General features: G+C 45.8%; 17 protein-coding genes. 16 read left to right on the plus strand and 1 reads right to left on the minus strand.

All coding sequences use genetic code 11. From position 1 onward, the window contains the following. Positions 1-18: 18 nt before the first annotated feature. The 7 genes from glmM (at position 19) to NXH67_RS05310 (ending at position 6760) form a co-directional block, all read left to right on the plus strand. On the plus strand, positions 19-1368 hold the full coding sequence (gene glmM / locus NXH67_RS05280; RefSeq protein ID WP_022778631.1) for a phosphoglucosamine mutase: 1350 nt from the start codon (positions 19-21) through the stop codon (positions 1366-1368). A gap of 1 nt (position 1369) precedes the next feature. Further along, entirely contained in the window at positions 1370-1633 is a 264-nt protein-coding gene (locus NXH67_RS05285; RefSeq protein WP_022778630.1) for an HPr family phosphocarrier protein, read from the plus strand. Between the two features lie 53 nt (positions 1634-1686). Continuing rightward, the gene (locus tag NXH67_RS05290; RefSeq protein WP_272796674.1) at positions 1687-2865 is read left to right on the plus strand and encodes a DUF3048 domain-containing protein; all 1179 of its coding nucleotides are present in this window, start codon (positions 1687-1689) and stop codon (positions 2863-2865) included. Between the two features lie 85 nt (positions 2866-2950). Next, complete coding sequence (gene rfbD, locus NXH67_RS05295; protein ID WP_022778628.1) at positions 2951-3826, plus strand: dTDP-4-dehydrorhamnose reductase; 876 nt, start codon at positions 2951-2953, stop codon at positions 3824-3826. 32 nt (positions 3827-3858) lie between these two features. Continuing rightward, on the plus strand, positions 3859-4320 hold the full coding sequence (locus NXH67_RS05300; protein ID WP_272796675.1) for a divergent PAP2 family protein: 462 nt from the start codon (positions 3859-3861) through the stop codon (positions 4318-4320). Positions 4321-4354: 34 nt separating this feature from the next. Next, positions 4355-6175 carry an LIC_10190 family membrane protein gene (locus tag NXH67_RS05305; RefSeq protein WP_272796676.1) on the plus strand — a complete coding sequence of 607 codons (1821 nt, stop codon included), beginning with the start codon at positions 4355-4357 and terminating at the stop codon, positions 6173-6175. A gap of 147 nt (positions 6176-6322) precedes the next feature. Further along, positions 6323-6760 (plus strand): CAP domain-containing protein, encoded by a 438-nt coding sequence (locus tag NXH67_RS05310; protein WP_272796677.1) that lies wholly within the window; start codon positions 6323-6325, stop codon positions 6758-6760. Between the two features lie 4 nt (positions 6761-6764). On the opposite strand, the gene NXH67_RS05315 is transcribed toward NXH67_RS05310, so the two are convergent. Continuing rightward, positions 6765-7628, minus strand: a complete 864-nt coding sequence (locus NXH67_RS05315) for an AraC family transcriptional regulator (RefSeq protein ID WP_272796678.1) — start codon at positions 7626-7628, stop codon at positions 6765-6767. Positions 7629-7799: 171 nt separating this feature from the next. Between NXH67_RS05315 and gmd the strand changes: the two genes are divergently transcribed. From gmd to NXH67_RS05360, 9 genes are all read left to right on the plus strand, one after another. Continuing rightward, positions 7800-8891 carry a GDP-mannose 4,6-dehydratase gene (gene gmd / locus NXH67_RS05320; RefSeq protein ID WP_022778623.1) on the plus strand — a complete coding sequence of 364 codons (1092 nt, stop codon included), beginning with the start codon at positions 7800-7802 and terminating at the stop codon, positions 8889-8891. A gap of 24 nt (positions 8892-8915) precedes the next feature. Next, positions 8916-9857, plus strand: coding sequence for a GDP-L-fucose synthase family protein (locus NXH67_RS05325; protein ID WP_334305014.1), 942 nt, complete (start codon positions 8916-8918; stop codon positions 9855-9857). A 305-nt stretch (positions 9858-10162) separates the two neighbouring features. Next, positions 10163-11101, plus strand: a complete 939-nt coding sequence (locus tag NXH67_RS05330; protein WP_022778621.1) for a glycosyltransferase family 2 protein — start codon at positions 10163-10165, stop codon at positions 11099-11101. Further along, the gene (locus NXH67_RS05335; RefSeq protein WP_022778620.1) at positions 11101-11847 is read left to right on the plus strand and encodes a glycosyltransferase family 2 protein; all 747 of its coding nucleotides are present in this window, start codon (positions 11101-11103) and stop codon (positions 11845-11847) included. The genes NXH67_RS05330 and NXH67_RS05335 overlap by 1 nt, the downstream gene beginning before the upstream one ends. A 19-nt stretch (positions 11848-11866) precedes the next feature. After that, positions 11867-13267, plus strand: coding sequence for a sugar transferase (locus NXH67_RS05340; protein WP_022778619.1), 1401 nt, complete (start codon positions 11867-11869; stop codon positions 13265-13267). 41 nt (positions 13268-13308) lie between these two features. Further along, positions 13309-14415 (plus strand): YveK family protein, encoded by a 1107-nt coding sequence (locus tag NXH67_RS05345; protein WP_272796680.1) that lies wholly within the window; start codon positions 13309-13311, stop codon positions 14413-14415. 10 nt (positions 14416-14425) lie between these two features. After that, positions 14426-15235 (plus strand): glycosyltransferase family A protein, encoded by an 810-nt coding sequence (locus NXH67_RS05350; protein WP_022778617.1) that lies wholly within the window; start codon positions 14426-14428, stop codon positions 15233-15235. Between the two features lies 1 nt (position 15236). Then, on the plus strand, positions 15237-16364 hold the full coding sequence (locus NXH67_RS05355; RefSeq protein ID WP_272796681.1) for an EpsG family protein: 1128 nt from the start codon (positions 15237-15239) through the stop codon (positions 16362-16364). A 15-nt stretch (positions 16365-16379) separates the two neighbouring features. Next, complete coding sequence (locus NXH67_RS05360; RefSeq protein ID WP_272796682.1) at positions 16380-17273, plus strand: glycosyltransferase; 894 nt, start codon at positions 16380-16382, stop codon at positions 17271-17273.

A 17273-nucleotide genomic window follows, 5' to 3' on the forward strand; every position in this document is an offset into this window, starting at 1 on the left:
TTAACGAGGTTTTTAAAAATGAGCAGATTATTTGGTACAGATGGCGTAAGAGGTGTTGCTAACTATGAGCTTACACCGCTTCTTGCATTGCAGCTTGGTCAGGCAGGGGCATATGTCCTTTCCAAAGAGGTTAATCACAAACCCACCATTATGGTTGGCTGTGATACCAGACTTTCCGGTGACATGCTTGCCAGTGCACTTATGGCAGGGGCCTGCTCTGTGGGAGCAAATGTAGTAGACGTGGGAATCATCCCCACCCCCGGCGTAGCTTACCTTACCAAGAAGTACAGGGTTGATGCAGGAGTTGTTATCTCCGCATCCCACAATCCAATGGAATTTAACGGAATTAAGTTTTTTGACGGAAACGGCTACAAGCTTCCCGATGCACTTGAGGATGAAATAGAGGCTCTTATCAAGAGCAATATGGATGATGTGCCAATGCCTACAGGCGCAGCCATCGGTAGGATCAAGGTTCGTAAGGATGCAAGAGAAGAGTATGTCAACCATAATTTGACAACGGTTGATATCAATCTCAAAGGCATGAAGATCGTTATGGACTGTGCAGAGGGCGCTTCCTATTACACCTCTGTTGAAGCTATCAAGCAGCTGGGAGCTGAGGTTGTGGTTATCCACAACAATCCCGACGGAACCAACATCAATTCCAACTGCGGTTCAACCCATATGGAAGAGCTGATGGGCCGTGTTGTAACAGAGAAGGCCAATGTAGGCCTTGCTTTTGACGGTGACGCCGACAGATTCCTTGCAGTTGATGAGAACGGCAAGATGGTAGACGGCGATCAGATCATGGCTATAGTTGGTAAGCACCTTATGAGCAAGGGCAAGCTTGCAGACAATACAATAGTAACAACTGTTATGAGTAACCTCGGATTCTTCAAGATGGCCGAGAGAGAAGGCATTAAGGTTGAGAAGACCAAGGTTGGTGACAGATACGTTCTTGAGCGCATGAAGGAGATCGGCGCTAACCTGGGCGGTGAGCAGTCAGGACATATCATCTTCCTGGATGAGAATACTACAGGAGACGGTCTTTTGTCCGCTCTGCACCTTCTTGAGGCTATGGTTGAGACAGGTAAGCCCCTGTCAGAGCTGGCATCCATCATGGAGGTAATGCCTCAGGCTCTTGTAAATGCTCATGTACCTTCCCACAAGAAGGATGCATATATGGATTATCCTGAAATTGCCGGTGCTATTGAAGGACTTGAGAAGAAGTTCGCCGGAGACGGCAGAGTTCTTATCAGACCTTCAGGCACAGAGCCACTTGTAAGAGTTATGATAGAAGGCAAGGATCAGGCGATGATTGAGGAGGAAGCAAACAAACTGGCACAGCTGATTGAGGAGGTTATGCTCTAATATGGTAAGTCAAAAAGTGGTTATAACCAACCCCACCGGGCTTCATCTTCGTCCTGCTGGGAATTTGTGTAAGGTAGCAATGAATTACAAATCTCATATCACCTTCAGCTATGGGGAAAATACTGCCAATGCCAAGAGTGTACTTAGTGTTCTGGGGGCATGCATCAAGTGCGGTGATGAGCTGGAGTTCAGATGTGAAGGAGTCGATGAAGAAGAGGCTCTGAAGGCCCTTGTTGAGGCTATTGAGAATGGGCTTGGCGAATAATTCGCCGTATGTTAAAATCTGATTTGGCAATTTTTTAGAGAGGAAATTTGGTTATGAAAAGAGTTAAGGCACTGTTGATGGCAGGCTTGTTAACTGCGTCCATCGTTGGCTGTGGAAGCGATGATGATGCTGCGGTTACAGGGCTTAGCATTGAGAAGCTTGAGGATATTCAGGAGGTTATTCCTGAGGCACCTGCAGAGGAAGCCAGCGTCGAGGAAGTTATCGATGAGGATGCTCCTCCGGCTGAAGGAATGGTAAGAAGCTATTTTACCAACGAGTGGGTTGATGAATCTGTTAATGAGAACAGACCCCTTGCTGTTATGTATCCTATAAACAAAGAGGCTCAGCCTCAGTACGGACTCAGCAACGTAGCTGTTTTCTATGAGATAATGGAAGAGGGCAGCATGAGCCGTCAGATGGGAATTCTTGAGAACTGGGAGAACCTGCCACAGATCGGTAATATCAGAAGTATCCGTGATTATTTCGTATATGCGGCGCTTGAGTACGATCCGGTTATCGTTCACTACGGCGGACCTGAGCTGTATGTTAAGACCATACTTACAAGAGATGATGTAGATAACTTAAACGGTGTCGGCGGAGTTATGGGTTCTGACTACGGAGCGTTCTTCAGAATTCCTGAGGGAAGTACATCGGAGCACACAGCATTTACCGATGCTTCACATGTAACTTCTGCTATTGAGAAGGCCGGTTTTTCCAAGACACACAGAGATAAGTTTGAGGGTCAGCCTCATTTCACATTTACCGGTTATACCAATCCCAATACACTTGCGGATTATCCGGATGCTGTAGATGCCACAGAGATCAACATGGCAAGCTCATTCCCTGTTACCAAGTCTGCGCTTACCTATGACCCTGAGAAAGAGGTATATCTCAAGACTCTGTACGGCAACAAGCAGGTAGATGCACTTACCGGTGAGCAGCTGGCATTTGCCAATGTTATTATTCAGAGAACCTATCACGAAGTTCGTGATGACAACGGATATCTTGCATATCAGATGCATGATTCCACAAGAGACGGTTACTACATTACCAAGGGTAAGATGATCCATATTACCTGGTCCAAGACCGATGATTATTCACCTACAACATACTTTGATGACAACGGCCAGGAGATAACCCTTAATACAGGTAAGACAATGATTTTTGTCATCCAGGAAAAGGGCGGTTCATTCTCTAAGTTTGAAGTTAACGGAACTACAATTGCTGAGTGATCAATAAGGCATATATAGCGGACGGTAGAAATGCCGTCCGCTTTTAACTCATTTTGAAATAAATGTAATCTTTTGGAGAAGAATTATGGAGAAGATAATTGTTACAGGATGCAACGGACAGCTGGGAAGAGCTATCAACAAGGAGCTTCTTGCCACCGGCAAATATGAGCTTGTAAATACCGATGTTTTTCAGGGAGAGGGCATAACTCCCCTTGATATAACAAGTGTTGATGCGGTGCTTGATCTGGCCAGAGAGGTTAAGCCTGCGGCCATCATCAACTGCGCTGCTTACACTGCAGTAGACAAGCAGGAGAGCGATATTGACCTTTCCTACAAGATCAATGCCATAGGCCCCAGAAACCTTGCTATCGCAGCAACAGAGATTGGTGCCAAGCTTGTTCATGTATCAACCGACTACGTATTTGACGGAAACGGAAGCAGACCCTACATTGAATTTGATAAGACAGGCCCTGTCAGTGTATACGGTAAGACCAAGCTGGCGGGAGAAGAGATGGTTAAACAGTTCGCCAAGGATTTCTTTATCCTCAGAACCGCATGGCTCTACGGCGATGGCAAGAACTTTGTAAAGACCATGCTCGGACTTTCAGAGAAATATGATGAGGTAAGTGTTGTTAAGGATCAGCTTGGAACGCCTACAAGCACTAAGGAACTGGCCAAGGCAATCCATTACCTTCTTCCCACACAGAACTACGGCGTATTCCATGCAACCTGTGAGGGAGATACTAACTGGGCTGATTTTACCGAGGAGATTTTCAGACTTGCCGGTAAGAAGACTAAGGTTAATCACGTGACAACAGCAGAATATCTTGCCAAGAATACTCAGGCTGCTCCCCGTCCTGCCTACAGCATTCTCGAGAACTATATGTTCAAGCTTACTTCTGATTTTAGCTTTGCTGACTGGCATGATGCGATTGAGGAGTATCTTAAGGAACTTTTGTGATCCTTTGGCTGTAACGTTGAAATGAGGTTTTTATGAAGTTTTTCTATGAACTTCTGAGCAATGAGATTCTGATAGCTGCGTTTTTTGGCTGGCTCACTGCTCAGATTTTGAAGACGATAATATATGTGGCTGTAAATAAGAATTTTAATCCCGAAAGGCTTCTTGGGGACGGAGGTATGCCCAGTTCCCACTCGGCTACCGTTATGGCGCTGGTAACCGCAACGGGGCTTAATTTCGGTGCTGATACCTTTGAGTTTGCCGTTGCCGGAGTGATGGCACTTATTGTTATGCACGATGCCATGGGTGTCAGACGTGAGACCGGCAAACAGGCCAAGGTCATCAACAATATGATGGACTGGTTCATGAAGATGGACAGTGATATTTCTCCTGAGGAGAAGCTCAAGGAATTCGTTGGTCATTCACCTTCCCAGGTGTTCTTTGGTGCACTTTTGGGTATACTCGTTGGATTTATTACCTGCAATATTATAGGTTAAAGTATTGTAGTTACGCTTTACGGGGGTTATAAGCATGGCAGCAGTGATACTGATTTGGATATATGTTATTATCACCACATATATCATGGGCTTTGGAGTTCTTCATTTCATATCGTCATGGGATTGCATGAAAAAATCCAAGCCCGTCGGCAAAACTACCGGAAAGCAGGGCAAGCCTTACGTCAATCATTTCAAAGAGAGCAATATTGTCAGCGGCCTTGTGGTCGTCACTGTTTATGCCCAGTTTGCCAGCCTCTTCGGAGGGGTGGGCCTTGTGGCCAACCTGATCCTTATCGCACTTTGCGTGTCAATTGCGATTATTTACAGAGATGAACTTGTTGAGGATCTGTTCCATTCGGGACACATATTCACTGTGGACAGGAACGGATTGTATTACTTTTTGATCTTTCTTCTGATGGCCTATGGAACATCCCATGGCATCATGCACTACGATTCCGATCTTTATCATGCACAGGCAATACATTGGATTGAGGACTATGGGATTATCAAGGGACTTGGTAATCTCCATGTGAGACTTGCTTACAACAGCTCTGCATTCCCGCTGTCAGCTCTGTACAGCATGAGCTTTTTTGGCGGCAAGAGCTATCATGTGATGGCAGGCTTTTTTGCACTGGTGCTTGCCTGGCAGTGTCTGGACCTTAAGAATATTGTAAGGCGTGGACACCCGGTGCTGTCTGACTTTGCAAGAATCGCAGCTATCTACTATCTGTTCACGGTGTTTGATGAGATAGTAGCTCCGGCTTCGGACTATTTTCTCTCTGCACTGGTATTCTATGTGATAATTCACTGGCTCGATATGAACATAAGGCACGAGAAATCGCTGCTTCCCTATATTTTGTTGTCCCTGACCGCTCTATTTGCGGTGACGGTGAAGCTATCGGCAGCGCCAATGGTTCTTTTGTCAATCATTCCGATATACAAGCTCCTTCACAACAGAACCGAGAAGACGGTGAAGGCCTTCTGGCTGTCGGTGCTTATGGCTTTTATCATCGTTATTCCCTTTATACTGAGGAATATTCTGATATCGGGGTGGCTGTTGTATCCCGTTACCTTCCTGGATTTCTTTAGCGTACCCTGGAAGATTCCCAAGGGACTTGCTGCCTATGACGCGTTGGAGATCAAGACCTTCGGAAGAGGTTATACGGATGTGGCGCAGTATGGCGATGCGCCCCTTTCACAGTGGCTCCCTGAATGGTTCTCCAAGATCACGGGAATCAACAAGCTGGTGCTGATACTGGACGTTGTAGCCATTGCATTCTATATTGCAATTTTGCTCTACTTCCTTATTGCTGTTGTGAGAAATGGCAGCAAGGTGGAAAAGAAGTTCGGTCAGTCCAAGATATTTGATCTAAGCCACAGGAGTATGGTCAATATCGCAGATTTCCTGACAATAGGCGGAACAATGATAATATGTCTGCTGTTCTGGCTGTTTAGTGCTCCTCTTATCAGATACGGAGTGGTATATGTATGGATGACAGCTGCAATTGTATTGGGAAGAGTGTTCATCATAGTCTACAACAGGCTGAGCGATAAGATCACAGTGTGGATCTTCAGAGGTCTGGTGGCATTTTTGTGTCTGTGGATGCTATATAAGGGCGTTGGAATTGTTACTGAGGATGCAAAGAGGGCCAATCCTAAGTATCTCTATACACAGCAGGATTATGGTCACTACGAGGTTGACAGCTGCGAAGTTGAGGGATTGACCATTTATTATCCGACCTCCGGCGACAGAACGGGATATGAGCCTTTTCCTTCTGCAACTCATGATGTTTCTGCGGAAATTCAATTTATTGGCAATAATATACATGATGGAATAAAGTCCATAGGTGAATGATAAAAAGTTTCTTAAAATAATGTTACGATTCTAAAACTTTAGTTAAAAATACCCGTAAATGCCTGTAATTTAGAGCTTTTTTTACTGAAATAAAGTATCATAGTTATACGAGTTAACACCTTTTTTCTACTGAAAGGGGGATACTTTATGAGGAGAGCTTTAACCACACTGATGGCGGTGATAGTGATGTTCATGCTGATCGCGCCCATCAAGGCACAGGCCACATGCCCGGATGATGTACTTGCTTACATGAACGCAGAGAGATCTGCAGCGGGGCTTCCGGGATTTACAGTAGATGATACACTGTCAGATATTGCGGCAGTTCGAGCAGTTGAATGTTCCACCAGATTTTCTCACATCAGGCCCAACGGCAAGGCCTGGTACACGGTTTCCAAATCCACCAACGGGGAAAACCTGGCTCACGCCGTAAATGCCAACCAGCAAAAGCCCGAGAACGTGGTGCTTGCCTGGATGCTAAGTCCTACCCACAAGGCGAATGTGCTCAGGGAGACTTTCTCGGCAGTTGGGATCGCCTACTACTATAGTGATAATGGCGAAACCTACATTGTATGTGAATTTAGATGATATATTATTTCCAGCGTTGCCTATATTCCAGGGGACTGATTCCTTCAATCTGTTTGAACATACGTGAGAAGTAGTACAGGGGCGAGATTCCACATCTCGCCCCTATTTCTTCGACTGTTTCGTCGGAGAAACGAAGAAGCTGCTTGGCGTGGGTGATCCTTACTATCAACAGGTAGTTGATTATCGATGTGCCGAATTGCTCCTTGAAATCTCGTGATAAGGTGTATTTGTTTATGAGGAAAATCTCCGACAGCTCGTCCAGTGACACCTTTTCCTGATAATGTGTATCAAGATAGTCCTTGAGGGCAAAGGCATGTTTTCCGGCCTTTCCCGAGGGCTTGGCTTTTTCCGGCTGCCAGCTGAAGGACATAAGAAAGGTCAAAAGTCCTGCCAGGCATTCGTTTATTCTGATGTCCCTGATATAGTCCGATGAATAGGCAACATTGTGCAGGCCGGTGAAAATACCCATGGCTTCCTTCAGATTTTCCGGGTGAAAAACGGGCTGTCCTCCTCTTTCCACGTATTTTAGATAAATGGGAAGGATGCTTTCTCCGTAAAAGTGTATCCAGTCCAGAGCCCAGAGGTCCTCTGAGGTTCTGTGGGAATAGGGATTTTTGCAGTTGATGAAGACACAGTCTCCCTGACGCACGGGATGCTCTTTGCCGTTGTAATCAAGGACGCCGCTGCCGCTTTTTACATAAAAAAACAGAAATGATTCCAGGTTCTGTCTTTTGCTGGTGTGGGTACTTTTGGCCTGAAGAGAACCAATTTCCTGCAAATAAATGAGGCTTGATTTGGCAAATTCCGAAGGGGTATATAATAATCTGTCTGAAGATACGGCTTTTCCTTGAAAAAGATGTTCACTCATATTTGTTCTCCTTATAAAAACAAGTATAAATTCCATGTCAAGATAATGCAAATCAAAATCAAGAAAGTGAATTCCAATAGGTAAATTATTCGTTATAATATTTGTAAATGGTTAATAAGGTGACAGGCACTTAAATAAGTAAAGTGCCTGTCACTGATGGAGGATATAAAAATGTCAAAAAAAGCACTTATAACCGGAATCACAGGTCAGGACGGATCATACCTTGCAGAGTTCCTATTGGACAAGGGCTATGACGTTCACGGAATTATCCGCAGATCATCTGTTGATTACAGAGAAAGAATCGCTCACCTTGAGGGGCATCCTCATTTCCATCTTCACTATGGAGATCTGGGAGATTCCATGAGTATCCTTGGAGTTGTAGGAAAGGTTCGCCCCGATGAGATCTACAACCTGGCTGCTCAGTCTCATGTTCAGGTTTCTTTCGATTCACCTGAGTTCACAGCTGACGTGGATGCAACAGGCGTATTAAGAGTACTTGAGGCGGTTCGTCAGTGCGGACTTGCAGATACCTGCCGTATATATCAGGCATCAACTTCAGAGCTCTATGGTAAGGTTGAGGAGGTTCCTCAGAACGAGAAGACTCCTTTCCACCCTTATAGCCCTTATGCTGTTGCCAAGCTCTATGGTTACTGGATCATCAAGGAATACAGAGAAGCTTATAACATGTTCTGCTGCTCAGGTATTCTTTTCAATCACGAGTCAGAGCGCCGCGGAGAGACCTTCGTTACACGTAAGATCACTCTTGCAGCATCACGTATTGCCCAGGGCAAGCAGGATAAGCTCTACCTCGGTAACCTCTCATCACTTCGTGACTGGGGTTATGCCAAGGATTATGTTGAGTGTATGTGGCTCATTCTTCAGAATGACAAGCCTGAGGACTTCGTTATCGCAACAGGCGTACAGCACTCCGTAAGAGAATTCGCTCAGCTTGCTTTCCACTATGCAGGAATTGAGCTGGAGTTCAGAGGCGAGGGCATCGACGAGAAGGGCTACGACAAGGCTACAGGTAAGGTTCTCGTTGAAGTATCAGAGGACTTCTACAGACCTACAGACGTAGTTAACCTCTGGGGAGATCCCACTAAGGCCAAGGAGAAACTCCACTGGAATCCTCAGACCACATCCTTCGAGGATCTTGTAAGGATCATGGTAGAGCATGATATGAAAAAAGTTGCCGTAGAGAGAGCCAACGAGCATGTTAAGTTCAACCTCGCTGAGTTCCTTGAGAAGGGTATCGATAAGTAATCGGATGTTAGGAGAAATATTATGATGGAGAAAAATGCGAAGATTTACGTAGCAGGCCACAGAGGAATGGTTGGCTCCGCTATCGTAAGAGAACTGCAGAAGCAGGGCTATAAGAATATCATCACCAGAACCCACAAGGAGCTGGATCTTACAAGACAGGATCAGGTAGAAGCCTTTTTTACCGATGAGAAACCCGAGTATGTATTCCTTGCAGCTGCCAAGGTTGGCGGAATCATGGGTAACTCAGAGGCCCTTGCTGATTTCATGTACGAGAACATGATCCTTGAGATGAACGTTATCAACTCAGCCTGGAGAAACGGCTGCAAGAAGCTGGAGTTCCTTGGCTCATCCTGTATCTACCCCAGAATGGCTCCTCAGCCCATGAAGGAAGACTGCCTTCTTACATCAGAGCTTGAGAAGACCAACGAGGCCTATGCACTTGCCAAGATCTCAGGTCTTAAGTACTGCGAGTACCTTAACAAGCAGTACGGCACCGATTATATTTCGGTAATGCCCACCAACCTGTACGGACCAAATGACAACTATCATCCCACACATTCACACGTACTTCCCGCTCTTATCCGCCGTTTCCATGAGGCAAAAGAGCAGAAGCTCCCCTATGTAACTTGCTGGGGAGACGGTAGCCCCCTTCGTGAGTTCCTCTATGTTGATGATCTTGCCAACCTCTGCGTATTCCTTATGAATAACTACAGCGGCAACGAGACCGTTAATGCCGGCACAGGAAAAGAGCTTACTATAAAAGAGCTTACTGAAAAAGTTGCCAAGATCATTGGCTATGAAGGAGAGATCCGCTGGGATCCCACCAAGCCCAATGGCACACCTCGTAAGCTTCTTGACGTATCAAAGGCCAAGGCTCTTGGCTGGACCTACACCACTGAGCTGGAGGATGGTATTAAGCTTGCATATGAGGATTTCCTGAACAATCCTATGAGAGCAGAACGATGATGAGATAATAATCAAAAAACGGAGAAAACATACCTGGCTTCGGCATGTATGTTCTCTCCTTTTTTTGATTAATGAAATTACAGCTGCGCTGTAGTGAAATGCACTGTGTGCATGAAATTCCGCGTAGCGGATTTTCATTCATCTACGATGAATTTCATTATATGTCAGACTACTTTGGGGGCTAATATAGCTCATTTAATGCACATTGAAAGAACCGCCGGATAAGTGTAAAATAGGGGTAGTGTGTAAATTTAAAATAAGGCATAAAATGCCTTAAATATAGTATTTGGGAGAGAGATTATACAATGAAGTTACTTAGCGTGATAGTTCCCTGCTACAACGAGCAGGAAAACATAGCCGATTTCTACGTTGAGCTGATGAAGAACGAGAAGTTTTTTCATGAGCACGATGTGGACATCGAGATGATTTTTGTTAACGACGGTTCCAAGGATAACACCGTAGAGGAAGTCAAGAAACTCCATGAGAAGGATGAGAGGGTGCACCTTATCAACTTCTCCAGGAACTTTGGCAAGGAAGCCGGCATGTATGCAGGTCTTCAGAAATCCAAGGGAGACTACGTGGTCATCATGGACTGCGACCTTCAGGATCCACCGGCACTTCTTCCCGATATGTACAAGGCAATCGCAGAGGAAGGCTATGACAGCGTGGCCACAAGACGTGTAACCCGTAAGGGCGAGCCTCCCATCAGATCCTTCTTTGCAAGAATGTTCTACAGACTCATCAACAGGATGTCCAACACAGAGATCGTTGACGGAGCAAGAGACTACAGACTTATGACAAGGCAGTTCGTTGATGCCATCCTTTCAATGGAGGAGTACAACCGCTTTTCCAAGGGCATCTTTGGCTGGGTAGGCTTCAAGAACAAGTGGCTTGAGTTTGAGAACGTAGAGAGACAGAAGGGTGAGAGTAAATGGTCCTTCTGGAAGCTCTTTATCTACGCCCTTGACGGAATTGTTGCCTTCTCAACCGTTCCGCTGGCAATGGCCTCCATCTTCGGAGTGCTGTTCTGCCTTATAGCATTTCTTTTCATCATATTCATCGTTGTGAGACAGCTCGCATTCGGTGATCCCAACAACACCGTTGGCTGGGCTTCAACAATATGCATAATCTCCCTGGTGAGCGGCGTTCAGCTGTTTTGTCTGGGAATCCTGGGACAGTACCTCTCCAAGACCTATCTTGAGGTCAAGAAACGTCCCATGTACATCGTTAAAGAGGAGTTGTAATGGTAAGCATTGTTGTACCGGTCTATAATGCTTCGAGCTACATCGCAGATACCATAAGGATGGTCAGCGCCCAGACCTACAAGGACTGGGAACTTATCCTGGTGGACGATGCTTCCACCGACGGCAGCGCTGATCTCATCGAGAAGCTTATAGGGGCGCAGGGGAAAAGAATCAAACTTATCAGGAAAAAAGTTAACGCAGGGCCTGCAGAAGCCCGCAACACCGGAATCGGAGCATCCTCCGGAAGATATATAGCCTTCCTGGATGCGGATGACATCTGGAAACCGGAGAAGCTTAAGAAGCAGGTGGCCTTCATGGAGAAGACTGGAGCCGCATTCTCTTTTCACTCCTACGAATTCGGAGATGAGGATGCGAAACCTACTGGCAAGATTGTCCATGCACCGGCCAAGCTGACCTACAGAAAGGCCCTCTCCAGAACCGTTATCTTTACCACCACCGTAATGTTTGATACGGAAAAAATCGATATTGAAATGATTCACATGTCACAGGTTCCCAGTGAGGATACAGCCACCTGGTGGAGGATCTTAAAGAGCGGCTTTGTAGCCTACGGACTTGACGAGAATCTGGCCATCTACAGAAGGCCTAAGAAGTCACTGTCTTCAAACAAGCTTGTGGCGATTCAGAGAATCTGGTTTTTATACAGGAATATTGCCGATCTATCGGTTCCTGAAGCTATGTTTTACTTTGGGGGATGGGCTGTGAGAGCAACCCTTCGAAGAATTTGACCATAAAGGGGATTTATATATGAAACACATGGAGTCTGTTAAGAGAATCCTGGTACTCATATTGGGTTTTGTTGGACTTGGCATGGAGACAGCTGTCTATGCCTGGTTTTGGTTCAATACATATTATCCTATAGTATCCGCAACACGTATCAGCGTTGACGGCTACAATCTGGGTTCGGGTCTTAAACTCTACTTCAGGGGCCACCTCCTTATACTTGCAATTTATTTCATTTTGCTTTTGTTCTTTTCAAATACCTACGGAGGGCTGAAAATAGGCTATCTCAAGCCGATGGATGTATTCTTCTCCACGATTTTTGCCCTTTTCATGGTTAACTTTATTTCTTATTTCCAGATCGCACTTCTTAGGAACTGGCTGGTGCCGGTTATTCCCATGATAGAGATATTTGTGATCCAGCTGGTGATATCCTTTATCTGGTCCTATGCTACGAACTTCCTCTACATGGCGATTTTCCCGCCCAGGGAGCTCCTTCTTGTGAGCGGAGTGTATTCCGTGGATGACATTATCCGCAAGTTCAATTCAAGAAAAGACAAATATCACATTGCCAAATACATGAATATCAGCGAGGGTATCGATGCAGTCTACAAGGAGTGCCTCGGTAACTACGACGGTGTCATCATCTGGGATGTGCCAAGCCAGTTCAGAAACGGCCTGGTAAAATACTGCTACGGCAGAAATATCCGTATCTACGTGATGCCTAAGATAACAGATGTTCTTCTTAAGGGATCAACGCAGCTTCACCTTTTTGATACACCGGTACTACTCCTTAGAGAATATTCCATCAAGATTGAGAAGAGAGCTATCAAGAGACTTATCGACATCGTATTGTCTCTTGTTCTGATCATTCTCACATCGCCCATAATGCTGGTGACAGCTATTATCATCAAGCTCTATGACGGAGGCCCTGTGCTGTACAAGCAGGTTCGCTGTACCAAGGATCAGAAGGAATTTAAGATCATGAAGTTCAGGAGCATGAGGGTTGATGCGGAGAAGGACGGCGTCGCAAGACTTGCCAAGAAGAACGATGACAGAATAACTCCTATTGGCAAGGTTATCCGTTCCTGCAGAATTGACGAGCTTCCTCAGCTCTTTAACATTCTTGTCGGTGATATGGCCTTCATCGGACCAAGACCCGAGAGACCTGAGATCATCAAGCAGTACCTCGAGGAGATGCCTGAGTTTGCCTTCAGAATGAAGGTGAAGGCAGGACTTGCGGGATATGCGCAGGTTTATGGCAAGTACAATACAACACCCTATGACAAGCTTAAACTCGATCTTACTTATATTGAGAATTACTCAGTATGGCTTGATATCAAGCTGATGCTGCTGACGTTGAAGATTCTGTTTACTCCCGACAGTACAGAGGGCGTAGATGAGAATCAGACGACGGCACAGAAGTAACGGAAAATAATAAAAGTGAGGGGCACTTAAGAGGGAAGAGTATGGAAAGAGCAGATAAGGGATATATGAACGAAAAACTAAACCTTCGAAGCTTTTATTTAAGGCTTCTTAAAAAGCTGTGGCTTGTTCCGCTCACCGGAATAATATGTGCTCTTTTGTTCCTTGGGGTATATACACTTGTGACGGTGACCTTCGGACCTGCCAGGAGCTATCAGACAACCAGCCAGTTCTATATTAAGTTCGCCTATGACGAGAATGCCAAGAGCCAGGTGGATTCTTATAACGCCTACACCTGGAATTCCCTTATGTCCACCGATGAAGTCCTTGATGTGATCATGAAGGAGCTTGAGGCTGCGGGCTATGGTGATATGACAGGAAGCCAGGTGGTTAGCGATATCACCGCAGAGATTCCTTCCGATGTCAGAGTCCTTCTTCTTACCGTCAAGGACAATGACAGGGACAGAGCCCAGGCAGTGACAGATGCCGCCATCAAGGCACTTAAGTCCTATGGCGAGACCAATGATGCCTTTGACTCCATCAAACTTCTTAACAGCGAAGAGGCCACGCTTGTTACCTACACCGACAGAAGCGCTGTGGCAGCAGTGTTCGGACTGATTGTGGGACTTGTGGGCTCAGTTATGGCTCTTATGCTGATTGATGCAATTGACGATGCGGTCTATGTTCCCGAGGAATGTGAGTCCAGATACGATCTGCCTGTTCTGGGAGTACTGTTTAAGGGCGAAGACAGGAACACCACCGCAGATGAGATATTCAAAAACGATCTTATAGCCACCTGCAAAAAATATACAGAGGGCGCCTCAGACCTGCTCTTCGTCTCGGTGGACAGCGTCAGAAATGAGAAACATTCGGAGGAAGACTTAGAGAGCCTTAAGAAGGCCCTTGGAAATAAGTGCCCTGAGGCCATCAGCGATATGACAGCCATCAGCACCCCCGGAAAAGTACTGGATAATTATCGCAAGATTGCAACTTCCGGCGGCGTTATCATGGCTGTTCCCTATGGGAAAAAGTGTAAGAGCATGGCGGATCGCACCACCAGTCAGCTTCGTAAGCACGGCTGCAGAATAGTGGGAGTACTGCTTACAAGGGCAGACCGCAGCTTTATGAAAAAATACTACAGGATCAAATAGGCGTGCGTTTATGAGCAGATTAGAGATACTGATTTCGTCAGTTAACAAGGATCCCGGCGACCTTGCTGACAAACTTCATATACATTCCGACGCGGTAATAGTCAACCAGAAACCGGGAACGAGAGGTAAGACCGAGAAGGATACTTTTATACTGGATTCGTTTGTTATTAAGACGATCACCATGCATGACAAGGGTGTTGGTCTATCCCGCAATACAGCCCTTGAGAATGCTACAGCAGAGATAATACAGTTTGGCGATGATGACATCGTCTATGATGCAGGCTATGTGAACAGGGTCCTGGAGGAGTTCGATGCTCATCCCGAGGCTGACGTACTTCTTTTTAACGTACAGCAGCAGCCCGGGAGGGAGACCTATCACAACGAGGACTTCAAGAAGGTGTCCTGGTACAACTACGGAAGATATCCCGCCTACGCCATCTGCGCCAGAAGGCAGAAGATAGTGGACAGCGGTGTGAAGTACTCCCTGCTGTTCGGAGGGGGAGCGCCTTATATGAACGGCGAAGACAGCCTCTTTTTACACGATCTGTTAAAAGCGGGGCTTAATATCTACAGGACGCCTGTGGATATAGGACATGAGCTGGCAACCGGGACTTCTACCTGGTTTGAAGGATATACGGACAAGTTTTTCTACGACAGAGGAGTGCTGTATCACTTCCTATACGGAAAGAGCGCTTACCTCTGGGGATTCAGATTTTTGTTCAAGAACAGAGATGAGATGTGCAGGGAAAAAGGGTTTCTTAAATGCTTCAGGCTCCTTAGAAAGGGAGTTCGTCACGGCAGGACCCTGAAGAAGGTGTAAATTGGCTGTTTATCTTATTCTTACGCTCCTGGTGCTGACGCTGGCACTGCCGGTGCGGAAAAAACAAGTTAATAACAAAAGACTACTTGCAGTATATCAGGGGATGACGAGACAGGACGCAGTGAATATGATCGCTATCCTCATGATCTTTACTGCTCTTTTTGCTGTTTCGGCCCTTAGGCTCAATGTTGGCAATGACTACGCCAAGTACGTGGAGTTCATGCATCTGGTGTTCAGCCATGCCTATGTACCGACAGAGGCGGGATTCAATGCTGTAACATATGTTATTTATTACCTTTGCGGCTTTGAGAACTATATTCTGGTGTTTGCGGTGTTTGCCTTCTTCACCATTTTCTTCTTTATGAAGGCACTGTGGCAGCAGAGTGAGCATTTTACTTACAGTTTCATGATGTTTATGCTGCTGGGGTACTATTTCCAGTCAATCAGCACGGTCAGATATTATCTGGCTCTTGGTATAGCACTCTATTCGGTTAAGTTTGTGCTTAAGGGTGACTGGCCCGGATTCATATTGCTGATACTGCTGGGAGCCCTGTTCCACAAGTCCATTCTGGTGGTGCTTCCTCTGTACTTTCTGGCTTCTCTTCCCTGGAAGAAATGGATGATGCTTCTGGGAGGAGCCTTTTGCTTATCCTGCCTGTTTTTGCAGGATCTGTATCTTAAGATTGTTGTATTTTTGTACCCGTCCTACAAGGATACGGAGTATCTTACGGGCGGAACCAGCATTGTGAATATCGTCAGGTGCACAGCAATTTTGCTGTTTTCTCTGTATATGTACAGGGATTGTATCAAAGGCAACAGGACCTACAGTTTCTATTTCTGGTGCAACAACATGGCCCTTGCACTGTATCTGTTCGGGTCCTTCCTTCCAATCATCTCAAGGATAGGCTATTACCTGACAGTGACACATATTCTGTTTGTTCCGGCTCTTATCTTCAAGGTTAAGGATGATAAGAAGAGGCAGTTCATAATATTGGCCGGGATTGTCGCCTGCCTGCTGTACTTTGCGATGTATATGCGCGGGGCGGCCAATGACGGAGTGAGAATTTTACCATATCAGACGTTTTTGTTTCATGAGATGCCCATGACTCTTTCGGAAAGGGGTTATTGATAACAGGTTCAAGCTATGAAGAGACCATTTTTTACAATAATAACAGTTACATACAATTCGGGAAACAAGCTGACGGAGACAATTGACAGCATTGTCACACAGAGCTTTGATGACTATCGCATTCTGGTTAAGGACGGACTTAGTACCGACGGCTCCATTGAGAAGCTCAAGGGTAAGTACAGCGTGGCGGGAAAAGACAGTAAGGGTAGCAGCAAGATAACCCTTATAGAGAGCTGTGATAACGGTATCTATCATGCCATGAACATAGCTGTGTCCTACTTATCAGAGATAACAGATGATATCAAAGCCGGCGATACACCCTCCTACGTATTCTTCCTAAACTGCGGAGATACCTTCAGGGACAGGGACGTGCTTAAAAATGTCCATGACGCCATAGTAAGCAGACAGGAGTCCTCGGGAACCACACTTCCTTCAATCTTTTACGGAGATATTTTTGAGGTCACAACGCTCCAGAGAGTACCCTCCAATCCCAAGATCGATGACTATGCCTGCTACAGGAACCTTCCTTCGCACCAGGCCTGCTTCTACGATGAGAGACTTATGAGAAGGAACCTTTTTGACCTTAAATACAAGGTTAGGGCTGACTACGAGCAGTTCCTTCGTTGCATATACAAAGAGAAGGCTGAGACAGTATACATCCCCATGATAATTGCCAATTATGAGGGAGGCGGCTTCTCTGATGTTAACAGGAAGATATCTGAGGAGGAGAGGAAGGTTATCATCGGTATGTACCTTCCCAAGTCCAAGATAAGGAAATACGACTTCTTGAGAATTGTTACTCTTTCGAAAGTGAGAACCTTTTTAGCTTCCAACAAAACCACTGCAGGTGCCTATAACGCAGTTAAGAACGCAGCTTACAAGGTAAGAAATGCCAAAAAGGAGAAGTAA

The organism is Butyrivibrio sp. DSM 10294 (assembly GCF_028539135.1).
In the GTDB taxonomy this organism is placed as follows: Bacteria; Bacillota; Clostridia; order Lachnospirales; family Lachnospiraceae; genus Butyrivibrio.

Bases quoted from the DNA above. Each gene is read 5' to 3' on its own strand.
- glmM (WP_022778631.1), top strand. From the start codon at position 19: ATGAGCAGATTATTTGGTACAGATGGCGTAAGAGGTGTTGCTAACTAT.
- NXH67_RS05285 (WP_022778630.1), top strand. From the start codon at position 1,370: ATGGTAAGTCAAAAAGTGGTTATAACCAACCCCACCGGGCTTCATCTT.
- NXH67_RS05290 (WP_272796674.1), top strand. From the start codon at position 1,687: ATGAAAAGAGTTAAGGCACTGTTGATGGCAGGCTTGTTAACTGCGTCC.
- rfbD (WP_022778628.1), top strand. From the start codon at position 2,951: ATGGAGAAGATAATTGTTACAGGATGCAACGGACAGCTGGGAAGAGCT.
- NXH67_RS05300 (WP_272796675.1), top strand. From the start codon at position 3,859: ATGAAGTTTTTCTATGAACTTCTGAGCAATGAGATTCTGATAGCTGCG.
- NXH67_RS05305 (WP_272796676.1), top strand. From the start codon at position 4,355: ATGGCAGCAGTGATACTGATTTGGATATATGTTATTATCACCACATAT.
- NXH67_RS05310 (WP_272796677.1), top strand. From the start codon at position 6,323: ATGAGGAGAGCTTTAACCACACTGATGGCGGTGATAGTGATGTTCATG.
- NXH67_RS05315 (WP_272796678.1), bottom strand. From the start codon at position 7,628: ATGAGTGAACATCTTTTTCAAGGAAAAGCCGTATCTTCAGACAGATTA.
- gmd (WP_022778623.1), top strand. From the start codon at position 7,800: ATGTCAAAAAAAGCACTTATAACCGGAATCACAGGTCAGGACGGATCA.
- NXH67_RS05325 (WP_334305014.1), top strand. From the start codon at position 8,916: ATGGAGAAAAATGCGAAGATTTACGTAGCAGGCCACAGAGGAATGGTT.
- NXH67_RS05330 (WP_022778621.1), top strand. From the start codon at position 10,163: ATGAAGTTACTTAGCGTGATAGTTCCCTGCTACAACGAGCAGGAAAAC.
- NXH67_RS05335 (WP_022778620.1), top strand. From the start codon at position 11,101: ATGGTAAGCATTGTTGTACCGGTCTATAATGCTTCGAGCTACATCGCA.
- NXH67_RS05340 (WP_022778619.1), top strand. From the start codon at position 11,867: ATGAAACACATGGAGTCTGTTAAGAGAATCCTGGTACTCATATTGGGT.
- NXH67_RS05345 (WP_272796680.1), top strand. From the start codon at position 13,309: ATGGAAAGAGCAGATAAGGGATATATGAACGAAAAACTAAACCTTCGA.
- NXH67_RS05350 (WP_022778617.1), top strand. From the start codon at position 14,426: ATGAGCAGATTAGAGATACTGATTTCGTCAGTTAACAAGGATCCCGGC.
- NXH67_RS05360 (WP_272796682.1), top strand. From the start codon at position 16,380: ATGAAGAGACCATTTTTTACAATAATAACAGTTACATACAATTCGGGA.